General features: G+C 69.5%; 18 protein-coding genes and 1 tRNA gene. 11 read left to right on the top strand and 8 right to left on the bottom strand.

Going from position 1 to position 17673, the window contains the following annotated elements; translation table 11 throughout:
• The first annotated feature begins 92 nt into the window (after nucleotides 1–92).
• The 6 genes from CXQ92_RS11280 (at nucleotide 93) to CXQ92_RS11305 (ending at nucleotide 5405) form a co-directional block, all read left to right on the top strand.
• On the top strand, nucleotides 93–1247 hold the full coding sequence (locus CXQ92_RS11280; protein ID WP_104167815.1) for a DUF2254 domain-containing protein: 1155 nt from the start codon (nucleotides 93–95) through the stop codon (nucleotides 1245–1247).
• 247 nt (nucleotides 1248–1494) lie between these two features.
• Nucleotides 1495–2343, top strand: coding sequence for a CoA ester lyase (locus tag CXQ92_RS11285; protein WP_104167816.1), 849 nt, complete (start codon nucleotides 1495–1497; stop codon nucleotides 2341–2343).
• A 104-nt stretch (nucleotides 2344–2447) separates the two neighbouring features.
• Complete coding sequence (locus CXQ92_RS11290; protein ID WP_104167817.1) at nucleotides 2448–3266, top strand: DUF4397 domain-containing protein; 819 nt, start codon at nucleotides 2448–2450, stop codon at nucleotides 3264–3266.
• Nucleotides 3267–3340: 74 nt separating this feature from the next.
• Nucleotides 3341–4033, top strand: a complete 693-nt coding sequence (locus tag CXQ92_RS11295) for a class F sortase (protein WP_258069870.1) — start codon at nucleotides 3341–3343, stop codon at nucleotides 4031–4033.
• A 75-nt stretch (nucleotides 4034–4108) separates the two neighbouring features.
• A complete protein-coding gene (locus CXQ92_RS11300; RefSeq protein WP_258069871.1) occupies nucleotides 4109–4672 on the top strand; it encodes an RNA polymerase sigma factor in 564 nt (187 codons plus the stop codon).
• Complete coding sequence (locus CXQ92_RS11305) at nucleotides 4659–5405, top strand: anti-sigma factor (RefSeq protein WP_104167818.1); 747 nt, start codon at nucleotides 4659–4661, stop codon at nucleotides 5403–5405. Before CXQ92_RS11300 ends, CXQ92_RS11305 begins: the two co-directional genes overlap by 14 nt.
• A 12-nt stretch (nucleotides 5406–5417) precedes the next feature.
• Here CXQ92_RS11305 and CXQ92_RS11310 read toward each other — a convergent pair whose 3' ends face one another.
• Genes CXQ92_RS11310 through CXQ92_RS11320 form a run of 3 tightly spaced genes read right to left on the bottom strand, consistent with a single transcriptional unit; the run spans nucleotide 5418 to nucleotide 7222 of the window.
• Entirely contained in the window at nucleotides 5418–5648 is a 231-nt protein-coding gene (locus tag CXQ92_RS11310) for a zinc-ribbon domain-containing protein (RefSeq protein ID WP_104167819.1), read from the bottom strand.
• 41 nt (nucleotides 5649–5689) lie between these two features.
• A complete protein-coding gene (locus CXQ92_RS11315) occupies nucleotides 5690–6361 on the bottom strand; it encodes a flavin reductase family protein (RefSeq protein WP_104167820.1) in 672 nt (223 codons plus the stop codon).
• 6 nt (nucleotides 6362–6367) lie between these two features.
• Nucleotides 6368–7222: an SDR family oxidoreductase gene (locus CXQ92_RS11320; RefSeq protein WP_306738557.1), complete on the bottom strand. Its 855-nt coding sequence runs from the start codon at nucleotides 7220–7222 to the stop codon at nucleotides 6368–6370.
• Nucleotides 7223–7311: 89 nt separating this feature from the next.
• Here CXQ92_RS11320 and CXQ92_RS11325 point away from each other — a divergent pair, with 89 nt between their 5' ends.
• Nucleotides 7312–8169, top strand: coding sequence for an SGNH/GDSL hydrolase family protein (locus CXQ92_RS11325; protein WP_258069872.1), 858 nt, complete (start codon nucleotides 7312–7314; stop codon nucleotides 8167–8169).
• Between the two features lie 327 nt (nucleotides 8170–8496).
• Nucleotides 8497–9414, top strand: coding sequence for an SDR family oxidoreductase (locus tag CXQ92_RS11330; protein ID WP_104167823.1), 918 nt, complete (start codon nucleotides 8497–8499; stop codon nucleotides 9412–9414).
• A 73-nt stretch (nucleotides 9415–9487) separates the two neighbouring features.
• On the opposite strand, the gene CXQ92_RS11335 is transcribed toward CXQ92_RS11330, so the two are convergent.
• Nucleotides 9488–10531, bottom strand: coding sequence for a hypothetical protein (locus tag CXQ92_RS11335; RefSeq protein WP_104167824.1), 1044 nt, complete (start codon nucleotides 10529–10531; stop codon nucleotides 9488–9490).
• Nucleotides 10532–10656: 125 nt separating this feature from the next.
• Between CXQ92_RS11335 and CXQ92_RS11340 the strand changes: the two genes are divergently transcribed.
• On the top strand, nucleotides 10657–11157 hold the full coding sequence (locus CXQ92_RS11340; protein ID WP_104167825.1) for a DUF456 domain-containing protein: 501 nt from the start codon (nucleotides 10657–10659) through the stop codon (nucleotides 11155–11157).
• Nucleotides 11158–11160: 3 nt separating this feature from the next.
• On the opposite strand, the gene CXQ92_RS11345 is transcribed toward CXQ92_RS11340, so the two are convergent.
• The 3 genes from CXQ92_RS11345 to CXQ92_RS11355 form a co-directional block, all read right to left on the bottom strand.
• Nucleotides 11161–12903 carry a glycoside hydrolase family 15 protein gene (locus tag CXQ92_RS11345; protein ID WP_258069873.1) on the bottom strand — a complete coding sequence of 581 codons (1743 nt, stop codon included), beginning with the start codon at nucleotides 12901–12903 and terminating at the stop codon, nucleotides 11161–11163.
• Between the two features lie 242 nt (nucleotides 12904–13145).
• Nucleotides 13146–14624, bottom strand: a complete 1479-nt coding sequence (locus CXQ92_RS11350) for a S10 family peptidase (RefSeq protein WP_104167827.1) — start codon at nucleotides 14622–14624, stop codon at nucleotides 13146–13148.
• A 36-nt stretch (nucleotides 14625–14660) separates the two neighbouring features.
• A complete protein-coding gene (locus CXQ92_RS11355; RefSeq protein WP_104167828.1) occupies nucleotides 14661–16238 on the bottom strand; it encodes a DHA2 family efflux MFS transporter permease subunit in 1578 nt (525 codons plus the stop codon).
• Nucleotides 16239–16350: 112 nt separating this feature from the next.
• Here CXQ92_RS11355 and CXQ92_RS11360 point away from each other — a divergent pair.
• Nucleotides 16351–16423 (top strand) — tRNA-Ala (locus tag CXQ92_RS11360).
• Nucleotides 16424–16680: 257 nt separating this feature from the next.
• A complete protein-coding gene (locus CXQ92_RS11365) occupies nucleotides 16681–17319 on the top strand; it encodes a hypothetical protein (RefSeq protein WP_104167829.1) in 639 nt (212 codons plus the stop codon).
• Between the two features lie 39 nt (nucleotides 17320–17358).
• Here CXQ92_RS11365 and CXQ92_RS11370 read toward each other — a convergent pair whose 3' ends face one another.
• Nucleotides 17359–17628 (bottom strand): hypothetical protein, encoded by a 270-nt coding sequence (locus CXQ92_RS11370; RefSeq protein ID WP_104167830.1) that lies wholly within the window; start codon nucleotides 17626–17628, stop codon nucleotides 17359–17361.
• Nucleotides 17629–17673 lie beyond the last annotated feature (45 nt).

Raw genomic sequence — 17673 nt, forward strand, 5'->3', positions numbered from 1 at the left:
ACCGCGGACCGGAGGGCGGGAGTCCTTGCACCGGGACCCCGAAGCCAGCAAGAGTGGGCGGGATGCACTCGATGGTTCAGAAGTAGGTGGTCATGAGACGATTCCGCCTCGAACACTGGCTCAAGACGAGCCTGTGGGTCGTGCCGGTGCTGTTCATCCTCGGGGGCATCGCCCTGTCCCTGATCACCACGTCGATCGACGACGGAGACATGATCCCCGAGAGTGTCACCGGTGACACCACGGCCGCGATGCAGATCCTCTATCTCATCGCTTTCGCGATGCTGACCCTCACGGGGCTGGTGCTGTCGCTACTGGTGCTGGTCGTTCAGCTCGCAATGGGCAGCTTCTCGCCGCGCATCGTCCGCCAGATCCTGCAGGACCGCCCTAGCCAGGTGGCGCTCGGCCTGTTCGCCGGTACGTTCAGCCACGCCCTGCCCTCGATGCGGGCCATCAGGACCACTCCCGACGGCGGGACCGTCCCTGGCCTTGCCGTCCTCATCGCCATCGTGCTGGTGCTCTCGTGCATCGCGACACTCGTCTGGTACCTGAATCACATCGGTCAGTCCCTGCGCGCCGCGGCGCTGGTCGGCTGGGTCGCCCACGACACACTGAAGACCCTCGATCGCGTCTACCCGGGATCGGGGACGGCGGCGGACCCTGATCCAGGCTTCGTCTCCGCGCCCCACGGCGGGGTCGTCTTCACCATCGACCACGATCGCCTCATCCTCCTGGCCACGAAGGCGGATTGCCGGTTCGAACTGCTGTGGGCGGTGGGGGACTTCGTGCCGAAGGGGGCCTCGATCGTGCGCATCGTCGGCGATCCGTCCGGCATCTCCCACCGCGCCGTGAGCAGGGCCATCGTCACCGGCCCCGAGCGGACCATGAACCAGGACGTGGCCTACGGCCTGAGGATGCTGGTGGACATCGCCGAGCACTCCCTGTCAGGAGGACCCCTCGATGATCCCACCACCGCCGTGCAGTCCATCGACCGCATCCACGACATCCTGCGCCAGATCGCCCAGCGACCGCTGCACGACGGCCGGTACGAGGACAGGGACGGGACGCTGCGGCTCACCGTGCCCACCATGCACTGGGAGGGCTACGTGCGCCCGCGTTCGACGAGATCCGGCAGGCCGGCGCGGGATCACCCCAGGTCGTCCGGCGCCTGCGGGCAGCGCTGGAGGATCTGCTCACCGTCGCGCTCCCCGAGCGGCGAACGGCGCTCGAGCACCAGCTGGCCCTGCTGACCGAGACCGCCGCCGCTTCCACGGGCAGCGACGCGGACCGCAGGGCCATGCTGGTGGCGGACCCGTCCGGAATCGGATCGGCGGACGAGCTCACCATGTCGCACCCCCTGCGCGACGGGCAGGGGTCCGCTGCACGGTGAACCCCCGTGCGCGGTCCCGGCTCGCCCGGCCGGTTTTGGTCGTAGTGTTCACGCGATGCGGTGATGTTCGTTGGGTAACTCGGAGCGATCCTCAGTAGTGTTTGACCATGGCCACCTTCCTCAGAAACAGCCGCGCCGCAGCGCTTCCCGCCAAGCTCTCACGATCCTGGCTGCTGGCCTCCGCGGCTTCCGAGGACACCTTCATCCCGGCCCTCACCTCCGAGGCCGACTCCGTGGTGTTCGACATGGAGGACGCCGTCCCCGCGGCAGGCAAGGCCGAAGCGCGGGAGCGCGTGGTCGAGGCCCTCTCCACCGGGATGACGGCGTGGGTGCGGGTCAACGGCATCGAGACGGAGTACTGGGCCGATGACCTGGCCGCCCTGTCCAGGGCGCCCGGCCTGCGCGGTGTCATGCTCGCCATGACGGAGAAGCCCGAACAGGTCACCCACACGGCCATGCGCCTCCAGGCCGGCACGCCCGTGCTGGCGCTCATCGAATCGGCGCTCGGCATCGAGAACGCGACGGCGATCGCCAGCGCGCCGGGCACGTTCCGCCTGGCGTTCGGCGTCGGCGATTTCCGGCGCGACACCGGTGCCTCCGACGACCCGATGGCGCTCGCCTATGCGCGGTCGAAGCTCGTGGTCGCCTCCCGCGTGGGGCAGCTGCCCGGACCGATCGACGGCCCCACCGTCGGCGCCCTGGGGGACGAGCTGCTCGAGGCCTGCAGGGTCACGGCCTCCATGGGAATGACGGGCAAGCTGTGCCTGCTGACCGATGCGACCGACACCATCAACCGCGGGCTGTCGCCCAGTGAGTCCGAGATCAGCTGGGCCGCCGAGCTCCTCCGCGAGCACGCCGCCGGCGCCGTGGTGGGTGACGGCTCCTACCTGCCGCGCCTGGCACGCGCGCAGAAGATCTCCTCCCTCGCGGACTCCTACGGGCTCTGGAACGCCTGACCGAAAAAATTCTTGGTGTTCCGTGCATCCGAATCGCCCCGCCATCGGGTAGTACCGGGTGTCAGCGAAAAAGCCCCGCCACGGGGCCACACCAAGGAGTAGCCATGCAACGAAGCCTGTACGCCATTGGAGCCGTCGCAGCCCTGGGAGCAGCGTCCATCGCCGCCCCGGCGACCGCAGCCGAAGCGCCGGCCGATGCGTCCCTGTCCGTCCTTCACGGCGTCCCCGACCTCACCGTCGACGTCTACGTCAACGGCGCCCTCACGCTGGACGACTTCACCCCGGGCACGCTGGCCGGTCCGCTCGCCCTGCCGGCGGGGAACTACCAGCTGGCCATCACGGCGTCGGACGCCGCGGATGCCAGTGCGCCGGTGATCGGTCCCGTCGACGTGACGCTGGAGGCCGGTGGGAACTACACCGCGACGGCGAATCTCGACGCCGCGGGGCAGCCGACGGCGAACTTCTTCACCAACGACGTCTCGACCATCGAGGCCGGCAAGACACGGCTGACGGTCCGCCACGTCGCGGCCGCTCCCGCCGTCGACGTCCTGGCCGGCGATGCGCCGATCGTCCAGAACCTCAGCAACCCGGACGAGGCTTCGCTGACCACGGATCCCGGCATGGTGTCGGCGGCCGTCGCAGCCACGGGCACCACCGACCCGGTGATCGGCCCTGCCGATCTGAACCTCCCCGAGGGCACCTCGACGATCGTCTATGCCTGGGGCAGCCTCGAGGCCGGCAACCTCGCGCTCGCCACCCAGTCGATCGAGGGACTCCACTCCTCGCCGGGTGCCGTCCCCGGAGGCCAGTCCGGCCTCGCGGCCCAGGACGACAACGGCGCGGCCGTCGGGATCGGGGCGTTCCTCCTGGTCCTGCTGGGCGGCGTGGCAGCCGTCGCCCGCCGTCGGACCGCCCGCGTCTGACACCAGTACTGCCGGGCGGGGAGGCGCCCCACTCCTCCCCGCCCGGCACCCCATCTGCAGGAGAGTTCCGGACAGTGCATCCCAGACGATCAGCGACAGCCGCGGCGGTCCTCGCCTCCATCCTCCTCGTGGGATGCGCGCAGGCCGACGATCCGGCGGATCCGGCACCGGCCATCACGGCTCCCGTCCCCACCCGGTCGGCGCCCGCCGGCGCCGCCGCAGCTCCGGTGCCCGACCCAGCCCCGGCGTCCGACACAGCCGTGCCACCGACGGCGATCACCGACGTGCCCGTCCAGCCCGCGGACGGGGCGCTCCGGCCGCAGGACCCGGCCCCGGTCTCGCTCGTCGTCGCCGGCACCGACATCTCCGTGAAGGTCGTGGACGTCGGGATCGAGGAGAACGACGCCATGGAGATCCCCGACAGCTTCTACGAAGCGGGGTGGTACCGGTACGGCCCCGCGCCAGGTGCGGAAGCCGGCAATGCGGTGATCGCCGCCCACGTCGACAGCCTCACGGAGGTGATGCCCTTCGCCCAGCTGAAGGACGTCGCGATCGGGACCACCGTCACGGTGGGGCTGGAGGACGGGCGGTCACTGACCTATGCGGTCTCCGACGTACGGAACGTCCCGAAGGCCACGCTGGACGGGTCGGAGATCTTCGACCGCGACGGCGGCCACGAGCTCAAGATCATCACCTGTGGGGGTGAGTGGCTGCCCGAGGAAGGGGATTATGAGGATAATGTAGTGCTCACAGCCCTACCGCTCTGAGTCTGATGGGGTAAGAGCCTAGGATCACAGGATGCCGCATCGGTGCGGCATCGGCCCCGGCTTGAGGAGTGACACGTGGCATCTCCGGGCCCCGAGTGGACGAAGCAGCTCGACCTGGATTTCTCCGCAGGGGACGAGCGGGCGATGACCGCTGCGTACGAGTGTTTCTCCCCGCTCGTGTACACGATCGCCCTGCGATCGTTGAGGGACCGTGCGGCCGCCGCGGACGTCACCCAGGACGTGTTCGTCAGGGCCTGGCGATCGAGGGACCGCTTCGACCCGGAATCAGGGGTGGTGCCGGCGTGGATCATGGGGATCTGCCGGAACGTCATCCTCGACTCGCTCTCGGCCCGCAGCCGGCAGGAACAGCTGGTGGCCCGGGCCGGCTTCGCCCCGGAATCCGGAGCCGCCCTCGATCTCGGTGTGGACACCATCACTGACCGCGTGGTCCTGGGCTCGGAGCTGGAACGGCTCGGGGAGCCCCAGGGCTCCATCCTCAAGCTGGCCTTCTACGAAGACCTCACACATCAACAGATCTCGGCGCGGATGAATCTCCCCCTGGGAACCGTCAAGAGCCACATCCGAAGGAGTCTCGTGCACCTACGCAATCGATTGGGGGAGTGGAATGCAGCATCTTGATCCGGACGCCGTCGGACTCGCTGCGCTGGGTGAACCACTCGACCCCTGGTCGCAGGAGCACCTGGGACAGTGCGGCACGTGCGCGGCCGAGGTGGACGAACTGCGGAGCGTCGTCGCCGCCGCGAAAGCCGATGGTACCGTAGCGGTCCTCGAGCGGCCCGACCCGGCGATCTGGGAGGCCATCAGGGCCGAGCTCGGCCTGCGTGCGGAGGGCGCGGGGCCCGATGCGGAGTCGGTGGCGACCGTGCAGAACCTCTCTGCGGTCAGGGACAGGCCCGACCGCGGGAGGCGGCAGTTCTCCACCCGCTGGCTTGCGGTCGCCGCCGGTGTCGGCATCCTGGTGGGTGGAGGAGCGCTCTGGGGGTGGGAGACCTTGCGGCCGGGGGAGAACAGCGTGGTGCTGGCCCAGACCGAGCTCGAGCCGCTGCCCGGCTTCTCCGGCTCCGGGGAGGCGACGGTCTCGCGTGCCGAGGACGGCACCCGGAGCCTCGACGTGGACCTCGCCGGGGCGACGCCGGAGGGGTTCCGGCAGGTGTGGCTGATCGCCCCCGACCTGCAGGAGATGTACAGCGTCGGCCTGCTGGAGGCGGAGCATGGCAGCTTCGCGGTGCCGGACGACATCGACCTGGCGCAGTTCCCCATCGTGGACATCTCCGACGAGCCCTTCGACGGGGACCCCACCCATTCCAGCGTCAGCATGGTCAGGGGCACGATCGGCGCCGTCGGAGGCTGAGCGCCGCCGCGGTCAGCGGACCAGGGCGCGCTCCTCCGCACCGTTGATGCGCGAGGTGCCGCCGCAGTTCGTGCACACCTGCAGGCGTGTCTTGTTCACGGTGAGGAGCGGGATGAAGAACACGGAGATCTTCGTCCTGCGCTGGATCACCTGCTGCGGTGCGAACCTCCCGCAGTAGCGGCAGGAAGCGGAGCGGGTGGACTGGAGGTGCTCACGTGTGGTGAGGCCGAAGAGGAAGAACATCTCTTCACGGTAAGGGCCCGAGGACACAGAAGAAAGCCCCCTTAGTATTCCCTCTTCCGGCGCTCCGCGTGGTACTCAGGGGCGGCGGGAGCCGTGCGGATCCCGCGGTAGTGCGCGGGCCAGTCCCCGACGGGGATGCGCGGAATCGTCCGGATGGTCCCCGCGGTGCCCCACTCGTTCTTCCCCAGCCGCGAGAGCGGCCTGAGCGCGGCGATCGAGGGGAGGTCGCCGTCGAGCACGTCTTCCGAGACCGCGGCGTGCAGCACCTCGCCGAAGACGAGGGTGCAGTCGCCCATCTCCTGGATCAGGTGCAGCCGGCACTCGAGCGCCACGGGGGATTCCAGGACCCGCGGTGGCTTCACCGCGGTGCTCGGCTCCCGGGTGAGCCCGGCGGCGTCGAACTCGCTGGTCTCCGGCGGGAAGTCGGTGGCGGTGGCGTTCACGGCCTCGAAGAGGTCCTCCGGGGTGAAGCTCACCACGAACTCGCCCGTGGCCTCGATGTTGCGCACGGAGTCCTTGCGGCCCACGGACGTGAACTGGACGATCGGCGGGTTGACCGACGCGATCGTGAAGAACGAGTGCGGCGCCAGGTTGTCCACGCCCTCAGCGGACGTCGACGAGACCCAGGCGATGGGGCGTGGCACGACGACGGAGGTCAGGAACTTGTAGAACGCGCGGCTGTTCGCGGGGTCCGGGACGACGTCCTTCCGCATCCGGACCTAGCCCTGCGCCGCGAGGAGGTCGCGGAGGCCGAGCGGGCGCCGCCCGGTGAGGTGCTCGACGTCGGGGGACACCTCGGCCAGCTCGCCGCGGGCGACGGCCGTGTACGTGCTCACCCAGGCCTCGACCTGCCAGCGCGGCGCGCCGTGGTGGGCCCGGGAGGCCATCGCCTCGTCGTACGTCTGGTCCTCGAACCGCACGGTCGCGGGGGTCGCCGCGCTGATGATCGCAGCGGCCTCGGTCAGGGTGAAGGACTCCGGGCCGGTCAGCCGGTACGTTCTGCCTTCGTGGTCCGTAGGCGTCCGCAGCACTGCGGCGGCTGCCCGGGCGACGTCGGACCGGGCGACGGCGGAGAGCCGGCCGTCCCCGGCCGGACCGCGGATGACGCCGTCCTCCGCGAGGGCGGGTACGACGTCGAGGTAGAGATTGTCACGCAAAAAGGTCCAGGCCATGCCGGAGCGCCGCAGGTACTCTTCCGTGGCCCAGTGGTCACGGCCGAGCAGGAACGTGGCGTCGGGGGAGGCGCCGAGGAACGAGGTGTAGACGACGTGCCGCACGCCGGCCGCCTTCGCCGCGTCGATGAAGGTGCGGTGGGTCGCCACGCGGTCGGCCTCCTCGGCAGCGGAGACCATGAACAGGACATCGACGCCCGCGAGCGCCGCGGCGGAGGCGTCGGCGTCGGCGTACGTGCACTGCCGGATGACGGCGTCGGCGAGATGCTCCGCCCGGTCCGGTGACCTGACCGGGAGGATCAGCGGCACCCCTTCGGCGGCGAGCTCCCGGGCGACACGTCCGCCCACCATGCCGGTCGACCCTGTGACTGCGATGCGCTGCTCCATGCCCGGAACAGCCACGGCGGGGACGGAAATATTTCCTCCCCGCTTCACCGTCTGTTCGCCGACCGATGGTCCGCGGGCCGCCGGGCGCCGCTAGGCTCCTTCGAATGGCTGGACGGTTCGTGGCGATCGGGGACTCCTTCACCGAGGGGGTCGGTGACTGGAACAACTCCTTCCCCAACGGGGTGCGGGGCTGGGCGGACCGCGTGGCCAAGCAGCTGGGGCGCCAGGACCCCGCATGGGAGTACGCGAACCTCGCGATCCGCAGCAAGCGGCTGCATCACGTGCGGGACGAACAGGTGGACCGCGCGCTGGCCCTCGAGCCGACCCTCGTCAGCCTCTACGCCGGCGGCAACGACATCCTCGAGCTGCGTACCGACATGGCATCCCTCATGCGGGAGTACGAGTCCGTGGTGGCGCGCATCGCGGCATCGGGCGCCCGTCCGCTCCTGTTCACCGGGTTCGACATCCCTCTGAGCCCCGTCTTCGAGCCGATGAAGCGCCGCAACTGGCTCTACAACGACCACGTGCGGCGCATCGCGCGAACGTACGACGCCGTTCTCGTGGACTACTGGTGCTTCGACGAGTACTCGGATCCGGGACTGTGGGACGCCGACCGGCTGCACATGTCCCCCGCCGGGCACCGGAACCTGGCGGCGCACGTGCTGCGGGTCCTCGGCGTCGACCACTCCCTCACGCCGCGCCTGCCCGAGCGGGAGGGGTATGCGGGGCTGGTGGCGGGGCTGCGCCGCGAGTCGGCCTGGCTCGGGGAGTGGGTGGTGCCGATGTTCGGGCGGCGCCTGCGGAAGGTGACGCTGGGTGACGATCTGCAACCGCGATGGCCGGAACCCGTCCGCCCGGCCGACGGGCTGAAGCGCCTGGCCCGCGCCCGACAGGCGGCCGCGGCCCAGGTCGGGCACCCGTCGTCCCGAGGCGATGCACGGTGGCCGCGGAGCGGCGACTAGACTCGGCGCCTATGGATCACATGCGCAGGCTCCGCACCCCGATCGTCTGGCTCCTCGTCGCCGCCCTGGTCCTCAGCATCGGTGCGGGTTTCTTCTCCGTCATCTTCTAGTACCTTCCGGCCGGTGCGCGCCTGCGGCAGGATTGCCCTCGCCGCCCCATAGTCCTCGAGGCCGGCTACCGCCAGTGCGGTCCGGCGTGGTCCTCGACTTGTCGGTGGTGTCCTCGCGCGCCTAGGGTCGTAAGTAGGCTTAGCTTTACCGGCGGGCCGACCTTCGTTCCGGCGTCCGTCGCGGCGCAGGACACGCACCAACCCAGGGAGAACACTCATGACCTCCGAGAGCACCACAGGATCGACCGACCAGTACACCTTCCAGAACCCCGTCACCAGGTTCGAGAGCATCACCCCTCCTGCCGAGCACACGGCGGAGCCGGGGCTCGAGTCCAGCATGGAGATCAAGGCCGACCGCGGCGAGACCTCCTACCGCGGAACGGGCCGCCTCACGGGTCGCAAGGCCCTCATCACCGGCGCGGACTCCGGGATCGGCGCCGCCGTGGCCATCGCCTTCGCCCGCGAAGGAGCCGACGTCGCCCTGTCCTACCTCCCCGAGGAGGAAGGCGACGCGCAGGTCGTCAAGGCACTCATCGAGGCGGAGGGCCGCACGGCCGTCTGCATCCCGGGTGACCTGAAGGACCCCGCGTACTGCATCTCCCTCGTGCAGCAGGCCGTGGACGGCCTCGGCGGACTGGACACCCTCGTCAACAACGCCGGCAAGCAGGTGGCGGTCGAGTCGCTCGAGGACCTGAGCGACGAGCAGCTGGACCACACGTACAAGACGAACATCTACTCGTTCTTCCGGGTGACCAAGGAGGCGCTCAAGCACCTCGAGCCCGGCTCGGCGATCATCAACTCGACCTCGATCCAGGCCTACGAGCCCTCGCCCACCCTCGTGGACTACGCGAGCACCAAGGCCGCGATCAACAACTTCACCAAGGGACTCGCGCAGCAGCTCGCGCCCAAGGGCATCCGCGTCAACGCTGTGGCGCCCGGACCCATCTGGACGCCGCTGCAGCCCTCGGGCGGACAGCCGAAAGAGGCACTGCCCGAATTCGGGAAGGACACCCCGCTGGGCCGTGCGGGCCAGCCGACCGAACTCGCGCCCGCCTACGTCTTCCTGGCGTCCTCCGAGTCGAGCTACGTGCTCGGCGAGACCCTGAACGTCAACGGCGGCATGCCTTCGCCGTAGGTCCTGACGGCAGACCACAGCAGCCCCGGACTCCTGTGAGTCCGGGGCTGCTGTGTTGTACGGTGCTGGACGGTTACGGCGCCTCGTCCAGGGCGTCGAAGTCCGCGCGGTCGATCCGGCGGTGGTACCGCATGCCGGCGAGACCACCGAGGATGGCCCCGACGAGTGCGATGGCGGCCACCACGAGCAGGGCGAGGAGCCCGGGACCCGTGAAGTCCTGCAGGGCGGGGAGGCCGAGACCCTGGACCCGCTCGGTGACGCTCGCCTGGTTGCCGACGATGAGTCCGATGATCGCGAGAACGAGGGTGACGACCACTGCCCAGAGCCAGACGGCGACACCCTGCTTGGCGCCACTGAAGCGTGCCATGCGTCCGGCGACGTAGCCGCCGGTGTAGTAGGCGACGAGCAGCATGATGCCGAGGACGACGGCGGTCGTGATGGCCGCGGTCTGCGCCTCGCCCGAACCGCTCGTGAGGTCCTGCATGGAGAGGGTGCCGCCGACGCCGAACAGCGCGGCCAGGCCGCCCACGACCGCGGAGAGCAACACGAACATGCCCGTCGCGGTGAGCCAGCCGAAGAACGCGGAGCCGAACTTCATGCCCCCGAAGTGTTCCTTCTCCCGCTGGTGCAGCAGCTTGCGGTCGGACGGGCTGGGCACACCCGAGCCGGCCACGGCGCCGCGGGGGAGGGGGCGGTCGGTGCCGGGATCGGCGGTGCCGCGCTCCTCGCGCTTGCCGGCGGGCGTCACGGGGACCACCTGCGTGTGGGCCTGCGTCCTCGTGTGCTCCGCAGGGCGCGGCTCCTCCCGCGAGGCGGAGATCGGCGCCGCCTGCCGGCGGGTGGGGGTGCTGTCCTCGGTGTCGGCCGAACTACCGGAATACATGCCCGGGACGTAGTCGCCGACCGAGTCGTCGTCGGACTCGTACCCGCTCCCGGCGTCGTTCCCTCCGCTCCGCGCCGACGACGGCGCCACGGCCGACGCGCCGGAGCCGCTCTCTCCGGCTCCCGTGCGGTGGGTGTCCATCAGTTCGGTGGGGTTGTCCTGGGTCTGGGCGTGCTCGGACCCGACGGCGCCGCGGCGCTCGCCGTCCGTGTTCCCTGTTGCCGGTGTACTCATCGGTCCTCCTGATCTCAGGGCCCGCAGGCTCGCTAAGGTGGCTTAGTATTCCTTGAAGTATCCCATGACGGCGGGTGGAAAGACCGGTGGCGCCGCGCCGCACCGGGGGATGGAAGACTGGGGCCATGGATCCTCAGCTGTTCATGACCGTGGTGTGTGGGGCCCTGATCGCCGTGGGCATCGCGGGGGTCGTGGTGCCGGTGCTGCCGGGCAGCATCCTGATCATCGTGTCGCTGCTCGTCTGGGCGCTCACGGTGGGGAGCGCCACGGGCTGGACGGTCTTCGCGATCGGGACCGTCCTTGCGGGTGCCGGTCTCGCCGCCGGACTCGTCCTCACCGGCAGGACCCTCCGGCAGCGCCGGATCCCGGGCCGGTCCGTCACCATCGGTGTGCTCGCGGGGATCGCGGGCATGTTCCTCATCCCCGTCGTCGGCCTGTTCGTCGGGTTCGCCCTCGGGCTGTTCCTGAGCGAGTTCGCCCGGCAGCGGAACGTGCGGGAGGCGGTGACCTCGAGCCTGCATGCCCTGAAGGCGACGGGCTTCGGGATCCTCGCCGAGCTGGCGCTCGCCTGCCTGGCCGGGGCCACCTGGGTCATCGGGGTCTGGGTCTACTTCGCCGGCCAGTAGGCGTCAGGACTCCCCCGAGAGGGTCAGCGCCGCGACGATCAGTGCGAGGTGGCTCAGCCCCTGCGGCAGGTTGCCCATGAACGCGTTGTCGGACGGTTCGATCATCTCGGCCATGATGCCGACGTCGTTGGCCAGGGGCACGAGCTCCTCCATCAGGTGCACGGCCTCGTCCCGGCGGCCGACGGCGACGAGCGCCGACACCATCCAGTAGGCGCACGCCACGAACGTCGCCTCCTCCTCCTGCATCCCGCTGTAGCGGTAGAGCAGGGGGCCCGCGCCGAGCTCCGCGCGGAGGGCGTCCAGGGTGGAGGACATGCGCGGTCCGCGATCGAAACCGCTCATCGCATGCAGGAGGATCGAGGCGTCGAGCTCGGTGGACCCCGGGTACCAGATGTAGCTCTGGCGTTCCTCGGACCAGCCGTGCTCATGCACCCAGTCGCGGATGCGGTCGCGCTCCGCGGCCCACCGCTCGACGGGCCCCTGGAGCTGGCCACGCTCGGCCAGCAGGACGGCGCACCGCAGTGCGTTCCAGCACCCGAGCTTGGAGGTCACGTAGTGCCGTTCTTCCGGCAACTCCCACATGCCGGCGTCGCGGCGCTGCCAGATGTCGCAGGTGAGGTCGGCGAGGTCGGCGAGTTGGCGCATCGTCGCCGGATCGAGGGCGTGGCCTGCCTGGACGTACTGCCACACGATGTCGAAGATGTCCCCGAACACGCCGAGTTGCAGCTGGCCCGCGGCGGGATTGCCGTCGACGACGGGCCCGATGTGGCGCCAGCCGGTCAGGTCCGGGCGTCCGGTGCCCTCGGGGGTGTCACCGTTGAGCCGGGTGAAGACCTCCAGTTCGGTCCCCTGCGCCCGCAGGTTCTTCAGCATCCACGACACGGCGGCGTGGACCTCCTCGCGGACCCCCGCCCGGGTGAGGGCATGCAGGGTGTAGGCGGTGTCCCGCACCCACGCGTAGCGATAGTCCCAGTTCTTGCCACCCCCGACGCTCTCGGGAAGGGAGGTCGTGGCTGCGGCGGCGATCGACCCGGACGGGCTGTGCAGCAGGAGCTTCAGGATGAGGGCGCTGCGCAGGACCGCGTGCCGGTACTCGCCGTCGTAGGCGAAGTTGTCCGACCACGACTGCCAGTTGGCGATGGTGCGGCCCACGCCGTCGTCGATGGTCTGCGGGTCCGGGAGCGGGAGGGGCTCGCCGTGCGTGGAGACGACGGCGACCAGGTGCCTCGAGTCCGGTGACGTGGTGAAGGCGCCCGCGACGGACCGCCCCTGGGAGTGCCGGAGGCCGTGGTCGATGCCGAGGATGCCGAGCGCGACGCCGTCGATGCGCAGGATCGGATGCCCTGCACCGGTATCGACCCACGGCGATGCGGCGCCGAAACAGGTGCCGGGTGCGACGGCCCATGCCATCTCCACGGAACCGGTCAGGCCGTCGATACGCCGGGCGAGCTCGCCCCACGGAAGGCGGCCGGCCACTCCCGTGTTGAGCGAATCCGTGACCCGCACCGTGCCGGCGGCAGTGGTGTAGGTGCTCTCCAGGACGTTGGAGCCGTCCGCGTAGCGGCGCTCCACCGAGAAGTCCCCCGTGGGGGCGAGGGACAGGAAGCCCTCCTGCGCATCCAGCAGCCGGGCGAAGGCCGGCGGTGAATCGAGGTCCGGGGTCGGATACCAGTCGATGGACCCGTCGAGAGCCACCAGTGCCACTGTCCGGCCGTCGCCGATCGCCGCGTAGGAGCGGAGATCCACGAAGCCCGCCTCATCCCGGAGTGCGATACCGTGCCTTCCTGTCCCGTGGTGTCCTGCCGCTGCTACCTGCCGTTGTAGCGCGTCTTGCTGGCACGCGACGGCTGGCCCCGCCGGTTCATGAGGCGTGATGCGATGACGGGTACGAGGGCCCAGAGGATTCTCTTCAGCAGCATGGTGTGTCCTTACGGTCGGGTCCGGGCCGCGAGGGTCACGGCCGGTCGATTCATCATCCTACTGATCATTTACCGCGTGGTCCGGTTCTCGGTGACGAACGCAGCCAGCGCGCGGAGCTGGGCATCACGTGCTATCGGGTTCAGGTACATCATGTGCCCGGCCTCGTGGTAGTGGTGCGTGAAGCGGGCCCGGGCGGCGTCGTCGAGATTCATGTGCGCCCAGACGTACTCGGCTGCGAAGTGGGGTGTGGCGCCGTCGTGGTAGCCGTAGTCGACGTGCACGCGCAGGGCGGGATTGTGCACGAGGAGACGTTCGAGGACGCCGGAGACGTCGACGGGGGCGCCCTCGAACGTCCGGTAACTCCACGGCTGGACGCGGGCGGTGAGGATCTCGTAGGGGAGGTCGTTCTCGTAGCCGAGTTCGGCCCGGACGTAGTGGTTCATCGCCGCCGAGTACGGTCCGGTGATCGCCCGCATGCTCGGGTCGTCGAAGGAGTCCGAGGCCTGCTGGTTCTCGGGGCGGGCAGCGAACCGGCCGTCGATGCGGCCGACCGCGAGGCCGTCCCCGCGCAGGAGTTCGGCAGCGAACTCGTGGTACGCCCAGCGGAGATTCGTCCGGCGGATGAAGCCCTCGTCGAGCGTGGTGATGGCGTGCAGTCGCGCGACGACGTCGTCGTACTCCGCCGGGCTCAACCGGCTGCCCTGCGTCAGGGCGTAACCGAAGTCGCGCGCCGCGAACTCCTCGGCCTCACGGAGCACGTCGGAGAGCTCGCGGTCCCCGTGCCGCCCGTGGTAGTGGGCGATGGCGGCGTAGGTGGGGAGGTGGAGCGCGTAGGGCAGGTCACTGCCCGGGAAGAAGCGCAGCGTGGACATGTTGAGCACGGTGGAGATCAGGCCGAGCCCGTTGACGGCCATGCCGTAGGCGTCGAACAGGCGCCCGGCCACCGCGACGGCCCGCAGCGTGCCATAGGACTCGCCGACGAGATACTTGGGGGAGAGCCAGCGGTTGTTGCGCGTGGTCCAGAGGCGGATGACCTCCGCCACGAGGTCGCGGTCCTGGACGAACGCGTGGAACTCGTCGGCCGCCTCACCGTCGACGACGCGGGAGTAGCCGGTGTTCACCGGGTCGATCATGACGAGGTCGCTCGACTCCAGCAGGCTGTCCGGGTTGTCGACGAGCCCGAAGGGTGCGGGCGTCATGGCGCCGACGTCCCCCGAGTCCACCAGGCGCGGACCCAGCAGCCCCAGGTGGAGCCATACGGAGGCGGACCCGGGGCCGCCGTTGAAGGCGAAGGTGACAGGCCGGTCCGGCTCGGCGTCCTGCTTGGTATACGCCACGAGGAAGATCTCGGCCTTCGGCTTGAAGCCGTCCACCTTGCCGTCCTTCGTCTCCTCCCGCCGCAGGACGAGCCGCCCGGTCGTCGTCGTGTACCTCAGGCCCGAGGCGGACGTGTGCTCCCTGACGGCGAAGTCGTCCGACACCTCCTTGGCCCGTGCATCCTGTTCCCCCGCGGCAGTGGTGGGTGTGTCCGTCGTCTCATCAGCCATGCCAGAAGACTACCGGTAGTTCTCCGAGGCAACAGCTCAGGAGTCGGCGGGCGTCGTCGCCCGGGGGCCCGTCGCCGGTCGCGCGTCACCCTGGGCGTGGTCCGCCGAGCCTGCGGCCGCGGCGTCCCGGGACCACTGGGTGTTCCGCTGCGGCCTGGCGAAGAACAGCGCGGCGAGGAAGCCGATGATGATGACGCCGGCCGGCAGGTAGAGGGACTGGCCCATCGAGAGGGCGTAGCCGGCCTTCGACTCGTCGGGCAGCGCTCCTCCGGGGGTGGCGCTCATGCCGCCGCCGTCGAGGTTCGTCATGAGGCGTGACTGCATCATCGCCGCGATCGCAGCGCTCCCGAGCACGGCGCCCATCTGGCGGGTGGTGTTGTAGACGCCGGACCCTGCTCCCGCCAGCGACGGGGCGAGGTTCCGGGTGGCGGTGAGTGACACCGGCGCCCAGATCCCCGCGCTGGAGAGACCGAGCAGGGAGATCGGCAGCAGGAGCTGCCAGATCGGGACGTCCGGCGTGAGGATGGACCCCAGCCAGAAGAGGGACGCCGACATGCCGGCGAAACCCGCGATCGCCATGTACTTGGGGTTGCCCCGCTGGACGAATTTGCCGACGAAGGGGGCGAGGGCGCCGGAGATGACGGCCATCGGGGTCAGGAGCAGCGCCGCCTGCGTGGGCGAGAGACCCCGGACGGTCTGCGCATACAGCATGAGGGGCAGCGCCATGGTGGTGATGGCGAAGCCCATGGCGCTGATGGAGGTGTTGGCGAGGGAGAAGTTGCGGTCCCGGAACAGCCGCAGTGGCACCAGGGGCTCGCCGCGGTTGATCTTCTGCCAGACCACGAAGGCGACGAGCAGCACGATGCCCGTGATGATCAGCGACCAGACGGACAGGGGGCCGGCGATGGTTCCCCAGTTGTAGGTCTCACCCTCCTGGATGCCGAAGACGAGGCAGAACAGGCCGGCTGCGCTGAGGAACACACCGAGCATGTCGAAGCGGTGGGACGTGGTGGGCAGGGTCGGGACGAGGCGGGAGGCGAGGATGAAGCCGATGACGCCGATCGGGACATTGATGAAGAAGATCCACTCCCACCCGGCGGAGTCCACGAGGATGCCGCCGAGCACGGGGCCCACGAGGGTTGCGATGCCGGCGACGGAACCCCACAGGCCCATGGCGGCACCGCGCCGCTCGGGCGGGAAGATCCGGGTGATGACCGACATGGTCTGCGGCGTCATGAGCGCGGCACCCAACCCCTGCAGCACGCGGGCGAGGATGAGTGCCTCCACGGTGCCGGAGAGCCCGCACCAGGCGCTCGAGAGGGTGAAGACCACCAGCCCCACCAGGTAGATGCGCTTCGGCCCGAAGCGGTCACCCAGCCGGCCCGTCACGAGCAGCGGTACGGCGTAGGCCAGCAGATAGGCGCTCGTCACCCAGATGACACTGTCGATGCCGGCGTCCAGCCCCTCCATGATGGCCGGGGTGGCAACCGAGACGATCGTCGAATCCACGAGGATCATGAAGAAGCCGATGACGAGCGACCAGAGGGCCGGCCACGCCCTGATCTCGTCGTGCTTCGAGGGACCGGCGGTTGCCGGGGTGGGGGTGCTGGACATGGGGAGAAGACTACGCCCGCGCGCTGACATCCACGCTGAGGGCGGGAACCACCCGCGCTTTGGGCGTAGGGGGAACTTCTGGGTACAGTGTTGGTGTTCGGAAGTAGTATCCGGGGCTTTAGCTCAGTTGGTAGAGCGTTTCGTTCGCAATGAAAAGGTCAGGGGTTCGATTCCCCTAAGCTCCACTCGATCCCACAGCACGTGCACGCTGTCGGTGCCCCGGTGGTCGGCGGGTAGGTTCGTCCGCCGATCGGGTAGCGGTATGGCGTCGGCTGCCATTGACAGCCCGAAAAATCCGGGCGTAGCTTGTTGCGGTGCACGACCTGACTGACGCACACGGTGATGACCGTTCCGTCGGCGGACCCGTCGCCTTCACGGCATCCACCCCTTATCCGGGCAGGACGCACCACGGCTGCACTCCTGCCGCACTCGGGAGCCTGAGATGATCATCCAGAACAAGCTGTGTCTTTCCTTTCTCGCCACGCTGTCCCTCGTCGCGGGGCCGGCCTCTGCCGCATCGGCCACCGGGGAGGAGGTTCCCGCCCCCTGGCCGCCGGCGGACACGGACGGCGAGTACGTGCCCGTCCCCGACGACTACTACGACCCCATCGAGTTCCCGGCGTGCGGGACCAGCGTCACCATGACCTCCGGAGACGTCCGAGACGTCTACTACAAGTCCACGCTCAAGGACGATGGGTCGACGGTGATCAGGTACCGGGGCGATGGCACCGTGGACCTGACGGCGACCCCTGGCGGGGACCTCCCCGACGGAGGCTTCATCGACGAACTGGACGTCTCCGGGCCGGGCAGCCAGCGGATCTCGGCGGACAGGTCGACCGTCGTGGAGACGTTGGAAGGGCCTTCGATCGTCTATCCGGTGAGTGCGACCGACTCGGCGGAGCTGGACAGAGGAGGGTTCCCGGAGCTCTTCTACTTCGAGGACGGGAAGCTGAGGATCGAGATCAGCCTCTCGGAGGACGAGGACGCCGTCGAACCCGATGCGGTCGAGATCGTCAGGGACACCACCAGTGGCGTGGTGGATCTGTGCGAGGCCCTCGAGGAGTCGGCGGAACATCCCTAGCCGACCGATGAAGACCGCCTACCCGTCGCGCCGCGTCGCCTACTCCTCGTCGGGGTCCTTCCGCGTCCAGGGCTTCGCCGCGAGGATCCGTGCGAGTGGTCCGAGCCAGGACATCACCACGAGCAGGGTGAAGGTGCTGCTCAGGGAGGAGCCGAGCGTGGTGGACGGGAAGAGCTGATGGACGCCCACGAGGACCGCGGCCACGAGGAGCACCTTCTTGATGGCAGTGAGCACGTGCCACGGGACGGGCCGTGGCCAGGGCGTGAAGTCGGCCGTGTCGGTGTTCCCGGGATGCTCGTCCCAACTCATCTGACCCTCCCTGCAACATGGCGTGGAACTCCATTATCCACGCGG

Source organism: Arthrobacter sp. SX1312 (genome assembly GCF_002929295.1).
Lineage (GTDB): Bacteria > Actinomycetota > Actinomycetes > Actinomycetales > Micrococcaceae > Arthrobacter_D.